This window comes from Ruminococcus sporogenes (assembly GCF_054655175.1).
Map to the genome: position 1 here is coordinate 21,738 of NZ_BAAHOA010000002.1, position 15,729 is coordinate 37,466.

17 protein-coding genes are annotated in these 15,729 nt (G+C 37.7%); all 17 read right to left on the reverse strand.

Annotated features, from left to right (window positions below):
- Positions 1 to 61 precede the first annotated feature (61 nt).
- Positions 62 to 370, reverse strand: a complete 309-nt coding sequence (locus tag ACYQ0N_RS06375; protein WP_460162202.1) for a type II toxin-antitoxin system RelE/ParE family toxin — start codon at positions 368 to 370, stop codon at positions 62 to 64.
- The gene (locus ACYQ0N_RS06380) at positions 370 to 645 is read right to left on the reverse strand and encodes a type II toxin-antitoxin system Phd/YefM family antitoxin (RefSeq protein WP_460162203.1); all 276 of its coding nucleotides are present in this window, start codon (positions 643 to 645) and stop codon (positions 370 to 372) included. The genes ACYQ0N_RS06375 and ACYQ0N_RS06380 overlap by 1 nt, the downstream gene beginning before the upstream one ends.
- 55 nt (positions 646 to 700) lie before the next feature.
- Entirely contained in the window at positions 701 to 2,242 is a 1,542-nt protein-coding gene (locus tag ACYQ0N_RS06385) for a recombinase family protein (protein ID WP_460162204.1), read from the reverse strand.
- Positions 2,243 to 2,320: 78 nt separating this feature from the next.
- Positions 2,321 to 2,485, reverse strand: a complete 165-nt coding sequence (locus tag ACYQ0N_RS06390; RefSeq protein ID WP_460162205.1) for a hypothetical protein — start codon at positions 2,483 to 2,485, stop codon at positions 2,321 to 2,323.
- Positions 2,475 to 2,822 (reverse strand): type II toxin-antitoxin system PemK/MazF family toxin, encoded by a 348-nt coding sequence (locus tag ACYQ0N_RS06395; RefSeq protein ID WP_460162206.1) that lies wholly within the window; start codon positions 2,820 to 2,822, stop codon positions 2,475 to 2,477. Before ACYQ0N_RS06395 ends, ACYQ0N_RS06390 begins: the two co-directional genes overlap by 11 nt.
- Entirely contained in the window at positions 2,812 to 3,027 is a 216-nt protein-coding gene (locus ACYQ0N_RS06400; RefSeq protein WP_460162207.1) for a hypothetical protein, read from the reverse strand. Before ACYQ0N_RS06400 ends, ACYQ0N_RS06395 begins: the two co-directional genes overlap by 11 nt.
- 571 nt (positions 3,028 to 3,598) lie before the next feature.
- A complete protein-coding gene (locus ACYQ0N_RS06405; RefSeq protein WP_460162208.1) occupies positions 3,599 to 4,024 on the reverse strand; it encodes a sigma-70 RNA polymerase sigma factor region 4 domain-containing protein in 426 nt (141 codons plus the stop codon).
- A 501-nt stretch (positions 4,025 to 4,525) separates the two neighbouring features.
- Positions 4,526 to 5,767 (reverse strand): HlyD family efflux transporter periplasmic adaptor subunit, encoded by a 1,242-nt coding sequence (locus tag ACYQ0N_RS06410; protein ID WP_460162209.1) that lies wholly within the window; start codon positions 5,765 to 5,767, stop codon positions 4,526 to 4,528.
- Positions 5,760 to 7,889 carry a type I secretion system permease/ATPase gene (locus ACYQ0N_RS06415; protein WP_460161987.1) on the reverse strand — a complete coding sequence of 710 codons (2,130 nt, stop codon included), beginning with the start codon at positions 7,887 to 7,889 and terminating at the stop codon, positions 5,760 to 5,762. Before ACYQ0N_RS06415 ends, ACYQ0N_RS06410 begins: the two co-directional genes overlap by 8 nt.
- A 71-nt stretch (positions 7,890 to 7,960) precedes the next feature.
- Positions 7,961 to 11,290 carry a Tle-like phospholipase domain-containing protein gene (locus ACYQ0N_RS06420; RefSeq protein WP_460162210.1) on the reverse strand — a complete coding sequence of 1,110 codons (3,330 nt, stop codon included), beginning with the start codon at positions 11,288 to 11,290 and terminating at the stop codon, positions 7,961 to 7,963.
- 10 nt (positions 11,291 to 11,300) lie between these two features.
- The gene (locus ACYQ0N_RS06425; RefSeq protein ID WP_460162211.1) at positions 11,301 to 12,104 is read right to left on the reverse strand and encodes a hypothetical protein; all 804 of its coding nucleotides are present in this window, start codon (positions 12,102 to 12,104) and stop codon (positions 11,301 to 11,303) included.
- Between the two features lie 115 nt (positions 12,105 to 12,219).
- Positions 12,220 to 12,366: a hypothetical protein gene (locus ACYQ0N_RS06430; RefSeq protein ID WP_460162212.1), complete on the reverse strand. Its 147-nt coding sequence runs from the start codon at positions 12,364 to 12,366 to the stop codon at positions 12,220 to 12,222.
- A gap of 2 nt (positions 12,367 to 12,368) precedes the next feature.
- Positions 12,369 to 13,178, reverse strand: coding sequence for a hypothetical protein (locus ACYQ0N_RS06435; RefSeq protein WP_460162213.1), 810 nt, complete (start codon positions 13,176 to 13,178; stop codon positions 12,369 to 12,371).
- 115 nt (positions 13,179 to 13,293) lie between these two features.
- Entirely contained in the window at positions 13,294 to 13,440 is a 147-nt protein-coding gene (locus tag ACYQ0N_RS06440) for a hypothetical protein (RefSeq protein WP_460162214.1), read from the reverse strand.
- A 14-nt stretch (positions 13,441 to 13,454) separates the two neighbouring features.
- The gene (locus ACYQ0N_RS06445; RefSeq protein ID WP_460162215.1) at positions 13,455 to 14,270 is read right to left on the reverse strand and encodes a hypothetical protein; all 816 of its coding nucleotides are present in this window, start codon (positions 14,268 to 14,270) and stop codon (positions 13,455 to 13,457) included.
- A gap of 115 nt (positions 14,271 to 14,385) precedes the next feature.
- Positions 14,386 to 14,532, reverse strand: coding sequence for a hypothetical protein (locus tag ACYQ0N_RS06450; protein WP_460162216.1), 147 nt, complete (start codon positions 14,530 to 14,532; stop codon positions 14,386 to 14,388).
- 14 nt (positions 14,533 to 14,546) lie between these two features.
- Positions 14,547 to 15,362, reverse strand: a complete 816-nt coding sequence (locus ACYQ0N_RS06455; RefSeq protein WP_460162217.1) for a hypothetical protein — start codon at positions 15,360 to 15,362, stop codon at positions 14,547 to 14,549.
- Between the last annotated feature and the right edge of the window lie 367 nt (positions 15,363 to 15,729).

Consider the following 15,729-nt stretch of genomic DNA (forward strand, 5'->3'; position numbering starts at 1 on the left):
AATATATCCAGTACCAATATCAACAAAAATGCCTTACGATTTTTTATCATAAGGCATTTCGCTATAATAGGTTTTCATAATCTCTTCCGGAGTAAACAACCCTTGCTATTGTTATGCGTTTTTTATCCTCGTCGACCCAATAAAACATGATATAATTCTGAACTATGAGCTTGCGGTATTCATGCCTCAGCGGTTTTACAGGAATATACACCGGACACTTATACGGCATATCCGTCAGCTTTTCAGCAGCTTCAATCATTTTCTCAGCCAGTCTTTCAGCGGCTTCGGGATTTTCAAGCTTTACGCCGATATATTTTGCAATGTCAACCATATCACTTTTGGCTATCGGCAAATATTCAATTGTATACATTATTCATCTCTCGCCGCCGCTTTCATTGCACTTAAAACATCTTTTGACGAAAAGCGTTCGCCGGTTTCCGCAGCTTCACGCTCAGCTTCGGTAAGCTTGAAATATACGTCGCTTTCAAAATGCATTTTCTCAAACGCTTCCATACTCATAACTACCATATCGCCGTAACCGTTTTTTGTAAGGAAAACAGGCTGTGCGGTTTCGTGAACGGTCTTTGAAATATCGGCAAAATTGTTTCTTAAATCCGAAACAGGTCTGATCATATTCATATCCATAATCATCGCCTCCTGAATATATTTTATCACAATTACGCTAAATTGTCAATGCGGTCTATATTTTTTCTTTAAACTTCAATCCACCGATCAAGTGAAATTCCAGCTCATGCTGATTTATGACAACAATCTTATCAACAATGCTTTCAAATTCCGATTCTTCAAACTTAGTTATAGGATCATCTTGCTTTTCAAAAAAGTCGATCAGCATTTCAATCTGATCAAGCGTTTCATCCTCATCGTCGGAACATGTAAGCTTTTTCAGCTCCGTTTGCAGTTTATTGATTTTAGCTGTAAGCTCCGCAGTCTGCTCAATGTATTTTGCCTCGTCCAGAAATCCCTTTGTTTTCAGCCGCGCGAGAACATGAGACTGCTCCCGAAGCTTTGCGATCTCCTTGCGGACTTCCATTACCTGAGCCTGACCGCTGAACTTTCTGAGCTTAAGATTCTGAAGAGCGGTATGTGAGGGGAGAAGTATCTCTTTATAATTGAAATACAGCTTGTTGTATAGACGTATAAATGCTGATATTACGTTTACCTCTGAAATCTGCTTATTTGAACATCTGTCGGACTCTGTATCATGCAGCCTGCACACCCAATAATTTTTATTATTGCCGCATTTAAACTTGAATGTTGAACCGCATTCTCCGCAGTAAAGCTTTTTTGAAAATATCCGGCTGTCTTTTATTCCTTTAAATGATTTTTTATGCTCGTTTAAAATTTTCTGAACCTTATCAAAATCTTCTCTTGAAATTATAGGTTCATGTCTTTGTGAATAATAGTATTGCTCACGTTCGCCTTTGTTCAGCATTTGTCTGAACGGAAGCGTATCCGTTGTATACTTCTTCTGAAATAGCTGATCTCCGATATATTTTTCATTAGTCAGCATTAGTTTAACTGTACCCGCAGTCCAATGACATGGTTTGCCTTTCCTTTGGACGTTTAAACTGTTTAGCGTTTTAGCTATTTTTGCAGTGCCGCTGCCGTTCAGATAGCAATCAAATACCTGCCGGACTATTTCGGCTTCTTGGGAATTTAAAGCTAACTCTCCGTTTACAAGGTCGTACCCGAAAAGCGGAGTACACATTTTTATTGTGCCGTTTTCCATTCGCTTTTTTATTCCCCAACGTAAGTTCTGCGAGATCGAAGTCGATTCCTCCTGCGCAAGACCGCCCATAATGGTTATCATCATTTCATCGGTCATCTTTGCGGTATCGATATTTTCTTTTTCAAAAAATATCGTTATTCCAAGGGATTTCAGTTCTCTTACATTTTTCAGACAGTCTTTTGTATTACGGGCAAATCTGCTGATAGATTTCGTATAGATCCTGTCTATCTTACCTCTGCGGCAGTCCTTCATCATCCTCTGAAACTCGCCGCGCTTGTCCTCGCGTGTTCCCGTTATCCCTTCGTCGGCATATATGTCGATAAGCTCTTCCGTTTCTGAATCCTCAAAAAGCTGACTGTAGTACTTTGTCTGCGCCATAAAGGAATTAAGCTGATCCTCGCTGTCAGAACTTACTCTGCAATAGGCGGCGCAGCGCATTTTTGCTGTTTTTTCTTCTGTTATTGTCGGCTGTATCACTGTAACCGCAGGCATTTTCCTCACTCCTTTATTCTTTTTACCAACAAGAATACCACATTTTTTTATTGAATGGTATCATCAAACCTGACAAATTCAAGCCGCCAATACTGTGCAGAAACGACTATAGCAATCGTCTATATTCTGCTTGTCAAGACGTTTTTTCTGCTCGTCTGTAATAATACCTGCCGAGAGCATTTTTTCAGTTATCTGTTTTAGAATTTCCGCGGCGTACTCCGCCTGACCGTACTTATTCATCATCTTCAACCCCCATACTTATTTTCAGCGCTTCATTGACCTTATCCATTATCTCATTATCCAGAGAACCCAAGTATTTTTTCAGCCGTCTGCGGTCTAACGTCCTTATCTGCTCCGTCAGGATCATTGATTCCTTCGGCAGTACTTCCGTTCCCGAAAGAGGAACATGGATCGGAAGGCTGTTTTTCTTTTTGGAGGATATGGGTACCGTTATAACGGTAGGACTGTATTTATTTCCCGTATCGTTCTGTATAACCAGAACGGGACGTATTCCGTCCTGCTCTGAACCTATGATGGGACTCAGGTCCGCATAGAATATATCTCCCCGCTTAATCAGCATTTTTAGCGCTTCCTTTCCTTATACATCTGGCAAACGGACAATACAGAACGTCGGTATCCCTGCTGTACCATATGCAGCCCTTGCATTTATGATCATCCGGTAATCTGACGCAGGGAACGTTCAGCGAAATACCTGATCCGTTGCCGGCCATAGACTGCCAGCCGTATTCCTCTCTGCGTCTTTTATCCTTAGAAACATTACTCATTTAATCAGCTCTTTCTGTCGTTTATATAGCTTAAGCGCGGGAATTTCCCGCGTTTAAGCTATATCCGCGCCGTCCTTTATATCCGCTTTCCTTTATGGAATAAACATGATTACGGCGCGGACAAGCTTTTATCGTTTTGCCTTTGTCTGATTCGTTGTATCAGACGATTTATCGTGAAATTTATCCAACGCTTTAAAAAGCGTTTTATCCGATCACGTTCGGAATACCGGAAACGACCGACAGCTTATCGGTCTCATGGAAATCTCATCCCTCTGTGGTTCTCACAGAGCCGCCCTCATTGCTTGATTCCCCGGTCAAGGGGCGCTGTGACTGGACGGAAGTATCATTATCCTCCTGCGTTTCATTGCCGTTCCGAAAAGCTGTTTCGGATTTTGAAGCTTCATATTTACCGCAAGCGTATGGCTTCTTTGGCTGCCGAGATTTTATACCGCCCGCAGGATTAACGTATTTCTGATGCTGTTATTCAATTTTCAAGTTACCTTCTAAAGGAGCCTTATTTCCCCTTTCACTTGTATAGGGGTATTTGCAAGGGGCTTGATACCCCTAAAATTTATAGTTTTTTATGAGTTTGTTGAGTTTGCACAAAATCCGCTTTTTTGATATTTTTCTGACTAATATTATAAATTTCAGCACACTCACGTTCTGTTTTGTCCTCAAAATATATCAGTGATATTAGTTTCAATTCGTCATTACTCAGTTGTTTCATTGCTTTGAAAAGTATTTTCAATTCAATATTCAACTCAGCAATTTCTTCTATATCTTCTTTTGAATTCACCAGCTCCTTGAAATTTTCTATTGCGTCGTCGAGATTTCCTAAAAGCACTGAAAACTGAATCTGATGCTTAAAGAACGAATCATCGTTATCTTTGATGTTCCAGCCTGTCCTCATATACGCTGTATACACTTCCTCACTGACCTCGATATTTTCATATTTATCCGTAAACGTGTTTTTCACGTTTATTATGTATTTCTTCATCTTTTCACCTCCGATCTGATAAGTTTTAAATCAGATCAAAGGCTATGGATATTCGGCAATATAGCACTGCCACTTAAAAACAGGCATAAAAAAGCTCCGTTCTGCCTTTAAAGCACAACAGAGTTTGAGCTAAACACGCCTTAAAAGCTTGTTTACTCTTTGGTTTTATTGGTTGCTTTTACTAATATTTAATTATACCACTAAGCCGTCTATATTTTTATATTAATGCCGAAATATGTGCTTAAATGGTATAAATAATTCATCTGACATTAATATAGCCTTTTAGAAATACGTTTCCGCGCAGTTTGGATATTAACTCTTATTTATTGTTATTAAGCATAGTAAAACAATTAATAAATTCGCAGACAAAAAAAGCGGAACGCTTTTACACGTTCCGTTTTGAATATTAATCTATACACTTCTCTTTGTATTTATATATATTCCTTTATCTTATTAGCTTTCCCGCGTCACTGTGATAGGGGGGAGGTGTCAATTTCAAAACTATTTCTCCCTCAGAGCTTCCCCGAAGCCTTTTTTAATAGGCTCTAGGAAGTAATCCATAACAGTTCTCTTATCCGTCTTTATTTCCACGCTTCCGGACAATCCTGAAATCACATCTATCTCATCATTTTTATCTGTAATTTCAAGCTTCACAAGATAAACGCTGCCCGTCTGCTCGCTGACAAACGCGCTGGGACTGATATATTTCACCTTTCCCTTCACCGTTCCGTACTTGTTATACGGGTACGCCTCCAGCTTGATTTCCGCTTCCATTCCGATTTCTATGTCGGCAATATCCATATTCTTTACATAGCACACCATTTCAACGGGCATATTATCAGGTACTATCGTTACAAGCTCCTGCGCGTTCGTTACCGCCGCTCCGACGGTGTTCACATTTACGTTGTTTATATATCCGCTTACAGGCGCCGTTATATACTGATAATCCTTAGACAAGGCGTATTTTTCAAGGTTGGTTTCTATTTCGTCAAGCTGACCGCTTATCTCCGAAAGCTTTGAATTGATCTGTGCGCTGTACTGGGTTTTTGTATCCTTTATTTTTGTTTCCGACTGTTTCAGCGCAAGCTCGTTCTGCTTTACTATAAGCTCCTGCATTTCAGCCTGACGGATTGTTCCGCTTTCTTCGTATTCTTCAAGCTGCAGCTGTGAAATCTGATGATTTAAATCGGCGTTTTCCTTATCCTTCTTAAGACTGTCAAGAGTGTTATTATAGCTTGCGTCTGCGTCCAGAATTGACTGAATATACGGTTTAAGCTCAGCTTCGTAATCTTCAATTTTAATCTTTGAAATATCGTCGCCGTTTTTAATCTTTGTATATATTTTCCGCTGTGCTTCAAGAATTTCTTTCTGACTGTTAAGCTGGTTTGTATCAATATCAAGGGATTCCGTATCAAGCTCTATCAGAACGTCTCCCTTTTTCACATATTCTCCTTCGGCAGCGTTTATTGACTTTACTGTTCCGCCTGAATAGGCCTGCACCACGTTTACATTTCCTGACGGCTGAACGCTTCCGCCGGCAGTAACTACCACGTCTATTTTCGAAAGGCAAGCCCATACAACAAAGGCAATGAGAAGTGTAAATACACCAACAATAATTACTGTTCCCGCTTTATGGGCAGGGCGTTCAATAATTTCAAGCAAGGACGGCATAAAATCATACTTCAGCTCCTTATCCTTGTTTTTGCTGTGCTTCAATACGTATTCCGTCAGCTTATTATCCATCAATATCGCCCCTTTTCTGCTGGTTATACAAATAATGATACAGCCCTTCCCGTTTCATCAGATTCTCATGAGTATCGTATTCCACAAGATTGCCCTTATCAATCACCATGATTTTCTGCGCGTCCTTTAACGTTGAAAGCCTGTGAGCAATAATAAGCACTGTTCTTCCTTTGCATATTTCTTTAAGGTTATTCTGAATTATACTCTCGGATTCATAGTCAAGAGCAGACGTAGCCTCGTCAAATATAAGTATTCTGGGATTGTTAAGTATTGCTCTCGCAATAGCGACTCTTTGCTTCTGACCTCCGGAAAGTCCCATGCCTTTCTCGCCGATAATCGTTTCATAGCCGTTAGGAAGTTCAAGGATAAAATCATGCGCGCCCGCTATTTTTGCAGAATGAATGATCTGCTCCATACTTGCTGTTGGACAGTGAATTGAAATATTTTCCGCGACGGTTCCGTTGAACATAAAGTTTTCCTGCAATACTACTCCGATCTGCTTTCTGAGCATTGCGGGATTCACAAGTGAAATATCCATACCGTCTATGGATATTTTACCGCCCTCCGGCAAATAAAGTCTTTGAATCAGCTTTGAAATGGTGCTCTTTCCCGAACCGCTTCTGCCTACAACTCCTACAATGGTGTCAGGCTCTATTTCAAAGCTCATTCCCTTGATAACCTCTCCGCCCTGCGGATTGTATCTGAAATGCACCTGATCGAATATAATTTTACCCTGAACGCCGGGCATAGCAGTCTGATTTGCGTTTAGAATCGGTTCAGGGGCTGTATTAAAAATATCGCCGATTCTTTTTACTGAAAGCGACGCCTGCTGATATTCCTGCCAAAGCTGTACCAGTCTTAAAACAGGACCGCTTACTCTGCCGGAAAGCATTCGAAACGCCACAAGCTGCCCCACTGTAAAATTACCGTCCATTACCGCTTTTGCGCCGAAAAACAGAATCAACAGGTCGAATACCTTCTGAATAAACTGTCCGGTCGTTCCGGCGGTTGCGGAAACCATAGAGGTTTTGTAGCTTGCCTTTACGTAATCGGATTGCAAATCGCCCCATTTTTTCTCGAACTTTGGCTCTAAGGCATAGGATTTTACGGTCTGCACTCCCGTTATGGATTCAACCAAAAAGGACTGAGTGTTCGCTCCCGTTTCAAACTTTTCGTCCAGTCTTTTTTTGAAAAGGGGAGTAACTATAGCCGAAAGTACTGCGTAAACGGGTATAGAGCAGAGGACGATAACTGTCAGCATTTTGCTGTAGAAAAACAATACTACTATGTATACGATTATGAAAATAAAATCTATCATTGAGGAAAGCGGAGTGCCTGTCAGAAAATTTCTGATACTGTCAAGCTCTCTTACTCTCGCCACCGTTTCGCCGACTCGTCTTGATTCAAAGTATTTCAAGGGAAGTGCGAACAAATGCCGAAACAGCTTGAAGCTGAGCATTACGTCTATTCTGTTTGTCGTATGGGTAAACACATAGTTTTTGGCAAGGGACAGAATCAGCTCGTATATGTATACAATTGCGATGCCGATTGCAAGCACGTTAAGCGTCGACATACTTCTATGGACTAAAACCTTATCCACAACGACCTGAGTCATAACGGGAGTAAGGATTCCTAAAATCTGTACTGTAAATACGGCTATCAGTACCTGTATAAATTCCTTTTTGAATTTCAGTATCGTGGGTATAAACCACTTGAAGCTGAATACCGCTTCTCTGTCCATTATTCCTTTTTTGGTAATAAGGATCGCTGTGCCATCCCAAATTTCTTCAAGTTCTTCACGGCTTTTGATTTCAGGTTGTGTTTTATCCGCAAAGAGAATCATATATTTATCTTCTTTGGACTTAGCTATGATGAAAAATTCGTCATTTTTATTCTTTGCAATAATCGGCGCCTTTACGTCCTTCAGCTTTTTTAAATTCAGCTTACAAAGCTTTGCCCGCATTTTCAATTTCTTTGCGGATTCTATTATTTCTATTTCTCCGGTTTTCTGTTCGGGATCAAGAACTGATAGCGTTTCAGCCTGCTCTTTTGTGATAGGTATACCGTGAAACTTCATAACTATCATAAAGCAGCTAAGTCCGCTGTCTTGTTTTTTCTCCATGCTTCGACTTCCTTTTTACATAAATTATGCGGCAGCTTTTTTTACTGCCGCACTTTTAATCAGAATTTATATTACTCTGCCTGCGTACCGACAAGCAGTTGATTCAAAGCTGACGTATCCTGCATCGGATCGCTAATGCTCATGCAGTCAGAAACGTTGTTCTCCGTACCGAAAGCGGACATATTTTCGGTCAGTATCATTACCTGTATATCCGTCTGATCTGCGGTTTCCTCTGTTTCCTTTGCCTCTGAAACAGCGCTTGATGAATCAATCAGAACGGCGCCGCTTGTTTCTGTGAGTAATTCAGAAGTAACGTTGTCGTCAGCGTACATATCGCTGAGCAAATCTGCACTCGCCTGTATAATTTCTTCCTCAGAGGTTTCCTGAACAATTGCATCATTGCTCGCAGGCTGACTAAGCTCAAGCTCCCATGTATCCTTATTTACTGTTCCTACTGCTCCGTCTGCAAATTCAAAGGTATATCCGCCCTGATTCCACTTGTAGCCGTTAATAGTAAGCTTGTCCTCGGTACCGTTTACAGTCATTTCAAGCGTGGAATCCCACAGATTTGTTATTGTAACTTCACTTGAACTTATGTCCTTAAGCTTTACGATACTGCTTCCGCCCCAATCCTCAATCGTGTCGTTTCCGTAGCCTTTGCCGAAGATATATGTATCGTTTCCGTTTCCTCCGTAAAGCCAGTCGTTTCCTGTTCCTCCATCGAGGGTGTCATCGCCGTTTCCTCCGTTAATAGTATCATTACCGCCTTCACCCTTTATTGTAACTCCATTATCGCTCCAAGCGGATATCCAGTCGCTACTGTCGGAGCCGTGCAGTGTTGTTATCAGATCGTTTATCATCGTACCGTTGATATTGAAATTCTGGAAGCCTGCTCCGTCAAAGTACTGCTTTATAATGATATTATCTGCGCCGAATGAAATCATAAGGTCGCTTCCGTTTATTCTTGACATAACCGCGTCTGACATTGAAAGTCCCGAAAGTTGTATTGTATTATTTCCCGCGGCGTCGGAAATAGTATCTGTACCATAGCCCGCCTTGAAAATAATCGTATCGTCGCCGTGATCGTCCTGAATGTAATCGTCGCCCTCTCCCGGATCAATTACATCGTTTCCGCCGCCGGCAAATATTTTATCATTATCTTTACCGCCGTAAATATGGCTTCCGTCGTTTCCGTCATAGATAGTGTCGTTTCCGGCTCCTCCGTATATTTCATTTTCTCCGTTTCCGCCATAGAGATGATCGTCGCATTCGCCGCCGTCGATATAGTCGTTATCATTACCGCCGTAAATGTAATCAATCCCGTCCTGACCGAACATTTCATTGAATCCATTTCCGCCGTTCATAGTATCGCTGCCGTTACCGCCCTCTATGAAGTCGTAGCCTTCGCCGCCGGTAAAGTTATCGTCGCCTTCACCGCCGTACATATAGTTAGGGCCGTTTCCTCCGTAGAATGTATCGTTATTCAAACCGCCGTACATCTTATCAATATCTTCTCCGCCTACAAAGGTATCGTTTCCTATGCCTCCATACATGGTATTATTACCGTTGCCGCCTTCTAAATAATCATTTCCGTCATCGCCGAAAAGAATGTCATCGCCATCTCCGCCGAATAAATCATCATCTCCTCCTCCTCCATGAAGCTCATCGTTTCCTTCTTCTCCATAGAGGTTGTCGTTATCTTCTTCTCCATTAAGTATATCGTCTCCATCGCCGCCGAAAAGATAATCGTCTCCTATACCACCATATAAATGATCTATTCCATCACCAGCGTATATTATATCATTTCCATCCTCTCCCCACATCAGATTATTTCCATACATATCATAAATTAAATCGCTGCCGCTCCCACCATACAAACGGTCATTATCTAAGCCGCCTAAAATTATATCATCACCAAAAGAGCCTTCTAAGGTATCATCACCTGAAAAACCAAAAATCATGGCATTTCCAGAACCGCTTCGCAAATGATCATTACCGGGAGTACCGTCAATTAAATCATATTCTCCGGATAATAATTCTTTGTATATATACATTTCTACATCATTCAAAATTTGTATTATCTTAGGAGGCTCCATGTCATTACGTTTATTGAAATCCTTGAATTTCACATTAATTAAGCCCCATAATTTATTAAAATCAGAACGGTTTATTATATCGCTTAAATCTATATCTTTTAATGATAATAATTTATCCGCTAAAAACCAAGCTAAGTTTGTAAAAATAGGGTCGCTGTCATCATCGTCTATTCCCTGATTAACAGCAAGACTTACAATTTTTCCAACAACATCGCTGCCAAATAATGTAATCACAAGATTTTCAATATCTCTGTCGCTTATATCGTTTTTATCAACATAGCTTAATAAGCCGCCGACAATCGTTGACAATCTATCGTAATCGCTAAAAGCAAAGTCAATCATTTCTGAACTGCCTTTATCTTTCCTATACATTATTCCGGATATATAATCAACCATTTCTTTTACTTCTTTTTCACTTCCTGTTTCAAGCAAATAGCGAACATATCCCCGAAGCAGCGCTACTGATTCAGATTCAACACTTTCAACAAACATAGGGAATTCAAATATTCCATCCAAAACAAGATTTCCATAGTAATCTGTATAAAAGAATGAATTGGGACTATGATGCTGTCCTGTACTATCTACACCAAAGCCTTTACAAAATATCTGCTTTGCTCCGGGCAATTCATAAAGCAATATATGTACAAAATCAGTAGACAAGGAATAATTCTTTATAAGGCTCGCTCTTTCCTCAATTCGTTTACTGTATTTCGGATCATTTAAAAAGAGCTGTGAAAATCCCTGAGGATCAAAGCCAACACAGCGTGTTACCTTATCGCACAATATTGTTATATAATTAGCTTTATTCCCGCCTTTTGAATGACCCGTTAATGTTATATCGGCATATGGTAAGCCTTGTACAAATTCAAGAGCTTCAATCTGGTCGGGCGTATCGCGAAGTATAGCTCCTTCAACGTTATCGCTCCATTCGTCTCCTCCGGTTGTTCCCTTAAATGCGATTATCGCTTCTCTCGTATCAGGCGTACCGTCTGTAAAGCAAAGCGCCAATGGAACTCCTTTTGGTGTTTCCATTGTTTCTGTCAGAACTAACTTATTTAGCCTTGTATTATTTTGTAAATATTTTATTATTTGCGCCCACTCATAACCGCTGACCTCTGCCGCCAAAGGTTCGTCTCCTTTAGCTTCAAGGTTTGCTATCGCGGTTGAGTCGAAACTTGATAATAATGTATAAATACTCCTGTTTTCAACAAGCTCTATTCCTTTTAAACCTGCGGCTTTTGCTACACTTTCATTTAAATAAGTTAAATGCTCAATCATTAATAACTCTTCATCTGTAATATTCATTTTTAACTCCTTAATTTAATATTTGTATTCTATTATCGCTTTGTACACTGCAACCTGTACTTACTGATACATAGTTTTTATCAAAGTAATCTTTATAGTTAGCTTGGGTTATATTTGATAAAGAGACTTTATCATTAAGCAAATATATCCAATTAGTTCCTAACAATTGATTATCATTTAACCACATACTTAATTCGGATGTAAAAATATTAACTTCTTTTTCTTTACACACAGACCCATCAATAAATATTTTATTACTTGATGATACATTTCCTTTCATTTTTTCCGCTGATATATTATCAAGATCTTCAATAGTTGTTTCAGTAACTTTAGAAAATACTTTTATTTTATCAGACCCAAAATAATCCTCAATATAATCAGTAATCATCTGTTCATAATAAGGTCTTACAGCAATATTAGGATAATCGTCTGTAAGCGTGCCGTCATCCTGACGAGTTACTGTAACAGTGTCTGTTTTTTCATTCCCACCTTTAGGAATGGCAGTCAAATATTCATCCTCCAATATCTGAGGTCTTACATATCCTGTGTATTCGAATTCAATGCCGTATTTATCCTGCAAATACATAATCATTTCATATATTGCTTTTACTGAAGTTTTCTGTGAATCGCTTAATTGAGAATATTCTGTTGGCAATTCCTGTTCTGCAAGAAACTCTTTTCTCCACCTTAGCCATTCATCGTGAGCTGCTTGCTCTTCCTTTACAATTTCACTGTTATTCAATTCACATCCGCTCCCTCCGATTATTAATACTGCTGACAGCAGTAATATATAGATTCTTTTTAATATTTTCATAAAGACCTCCCTTTATATATTTTTCCAATACCAGATTGTATAAATTTACCACTTAATATATAATAACACAATTTTATATATTTAGCAATAATTAAATACAAAATAGTATGAAAAATCAAAGGTTTCTGCGTATTATCAGATCACCTTTAAATTCTTTTAAGTTTACCGTAGTAAACCCATCTATGTCAGCAGCTTTTGTGACATCTTCATTTAAATAAGTTAAATGCTCAATCATTAATAATTCTTCGTCTGTAATATTCATTTTTATTCTCCTCCTAGTATTTTAATTTCTCTGCCTTCTTGAATGATACAGCGTAATCTAATTACATATTCTTGCTTACTCAAAAGTTTGCTATAATTATCTCTACATAAATTAATCACTTCTGTATCTTTATTAAGTAAAATTAATTGAATAACACCAAATATCTTGTTATTCTGAAGCCAATTACCCAAAGAATTGGTTAATTGATTTATTTCGTGTTTAGAACAAATATCATTATCAATAAAAATAACAGTACTTGTGCCAATATCATTAACCTTAATACTTTCTGAATTATCAATTATACTCTGCATAGTCGAACTACTTACAGTTGCATATACTTTAAATTGATCCGAACCAAAATAATCCTCAATATAATCAGTAATCATCTGTTCATAAAAAGGTCTCACGACTACATTTGGATAATCGTCTGTAAGCGTGCCATCATCCTGACGAGTTACTGTAACAGTGTCTGTTTTTTCATTCCCACCTTTAGGAATGGCAGTCAAATATTCATCTTCCAATATCTGAGGTCTTACATATCCTGTGTATTCGAATTCAATGCCGTATTTATCCTGCAAATACATAATCATTTCATATATTGCTTTTTCTGAAGTTTTCTGTGAATCGCTTAATTGAGAATATTCTGTTGGCAATTCCTGTTCTGCAAGAAACTCTTTTCTCCACCTCAGCCATTCATCGTGAGCTGCTTGCTCTTCCTTTACAATTTCACTGTTATTCAATTCACATCCGCTCCCTCCGATTATTAATACTGCTGACAGCAGTATTATATAGATTCTTTTTAATCTTTTCATAAAGACCTCCCTTTATATATTTTTCTAATACCAGATTGTATAAAATTACCACTTAATATATAATAACACAAGTTCACATATTTAACAATAATTAAATACAAAATGGTATGAAAAATTAAGGGTTTATGCGTATTATCAGATCACCTTTAAATTCTTTTAAGTTTACCGTAGTAAACCCATCTATGTCAGCGTCTTTTGCTACACTTTCATTTAAATAAGTTAAATGCTCAATCATTAATAACTCTTCATCTGTAATATTCATTTTTTACCTCCATATTAACCATATAATTTATCATTACTTATCGTTATACGTCCATCAGACTCCACACTGCAAGTTAGACGAATTTTTATATTATTTTTGCTATAATAATCAGAGTACTTATTTGGGTTTAATTCTTCTATATCCGGATTATATAACAACATAAATTGTGTATCACTTACAAAATTATTTTTTTGCATCCATTTAGCAAATAATGATGCAAATTCTTCAATTTCATTTTCATTACATATATCATTACTGATAAAAACTGTGCTATTTCCGATAACATTACCTATAATAGATTCTTCTGAAATATTTGAAACATTTTCTATTGTAGTATTGAATATTCTTGAAAACACTCTTATCTTATCAGACCCAAAATAATCCTCAATATAATCAGTAATCATCTGTTCATAATAAGGTCTTACAGCAATATTAGGATAATCGTCTGTAAGCGTGCCATCATCCTGACGAGTTACTGTAACAGTGTCTGTTTTTTCATTCCCACCTTTAGGAATGGCAGTCAAATATTCATCTTCCAGTATCTGAGGTCTTACATATCCTGTGTATTCGAATTCAATACCGTATTTATCCTGCAAATACATAATCATTTCATATATTGCTTTTACTGAAGTTTTCTGTGAATCGCTTAATTGAGAATATTCTGTTGGCAATTCCTGTTCTGCAAGAAACTCCTTCCTCCACCTCAGCCATTCATCGTGAGCTGCTTGCTCTTCTTTTACAATTTCACTGTTATTCAATTCACATCCGCTCCCTCCGATTATTAATACTGCTGACAGCAGTAATATATAGATTCTTTTTAATCTTTTCATAAAGACCTCCCTTTATATATTTTTCCAATACCAGATTGTATAAAATTACCACTTAATATATAATAACACAATTTTATATATTTAGCAATAATTAAATACAAAATGGTACGAAAAATCAAAGGTTTCTGCGTATTATCAGATCACCTTTAAATTCTTTTAAGTTTACCGTAGTAAACCCATCTATGTCAGCGGCTTTTGTGACATCTTCATTCAAATAAGTCAAATGTTCCAACATCAATAACTCTTCATCTGTAATATTCATTTTTTACCTCCATATTAACCATATAATTTATCATTACTTATCGTTGTACGTCCATCAGAGTATACATGGCATGTCAAACGCACTTTTATATTATTCTTGCTATAATAATCAGAGTACTTATTTGGGTTTAATTCTTCTATATCCGGATTATATAACAACATTAATTGTGTATAATTCACAAGACCATTTTCCTTCGTCCATTCAACAAATACTGATGCAAACTCCTTTATTTCGTTTTCAGTACATATATCATTGCTAATAAATACTACACTATTTCCATACACATCTCCTTTCATTTTTTCCGCTGAAATATTATTCAAATCTTCAATTGATGTTTTAGTAACTGTAGAAAACACTCTTACCTTATCCGACCCAAAATAATCCTCAATATAATCAGTAATCATCTGTTCATAAAAAGGTCTTACAGCAATATTAGGATAATCGTCTGTAAGCGTGCCGTCATCCTGACGAGTTACTGTAACAGTGTCTGTTTTTTCATTCCCACCTTTAGGAATGGCAGTCAAATATTCATCTTCCAATATCTGAGGTCTTACATATCCTGTGTATTCGAATTCAATGCCGTATTTATCCTGCAAATACATAATCATTTCATATATTGCTTTTACTGAAGTTTTCTGTGAATCGCTTAATTGAGAATATTCCGTTGGCAATTCCTGTTCTGCAAGAAACTCCTTTCTCCACCTCAGCCATTCATCGTGAGCTGCTTGCTCTTCTTTTACAATTTCACTGTTATTCAATTCACATCCGCTCCCTCCGATTATTAATACTGCTGACAGCAGTAATATATAGATTCTTTTTAATATTTTCATAAAGACCTCCCTTTATATATTTTTCTAATACCATATTGTATAAAATTACCACTTAATATATAATAACACAATTTTATATATTTAGCAATAATTAAATACAAAATAGTATGAAAAATCAAGGGTTTATGCGTATTATCAGATCACCTTTAAATTCTTTTAAGTTTACCGTAGTAAACCCATCTATGTCAGCAGCTTTTGTGACATCTTCATTTAGATAAGTCAAATGTTCCAACATCAATAACTCTTCATTTGTAATATTCATTTATAACCATACCTTTCTGCGAAAGGCACCAACAAGGAATAAAACGGTCGGTGTCTGTTCGCTTAGATTTTTTAAATAATTATGATATAATTTTCGTGTGAGAAG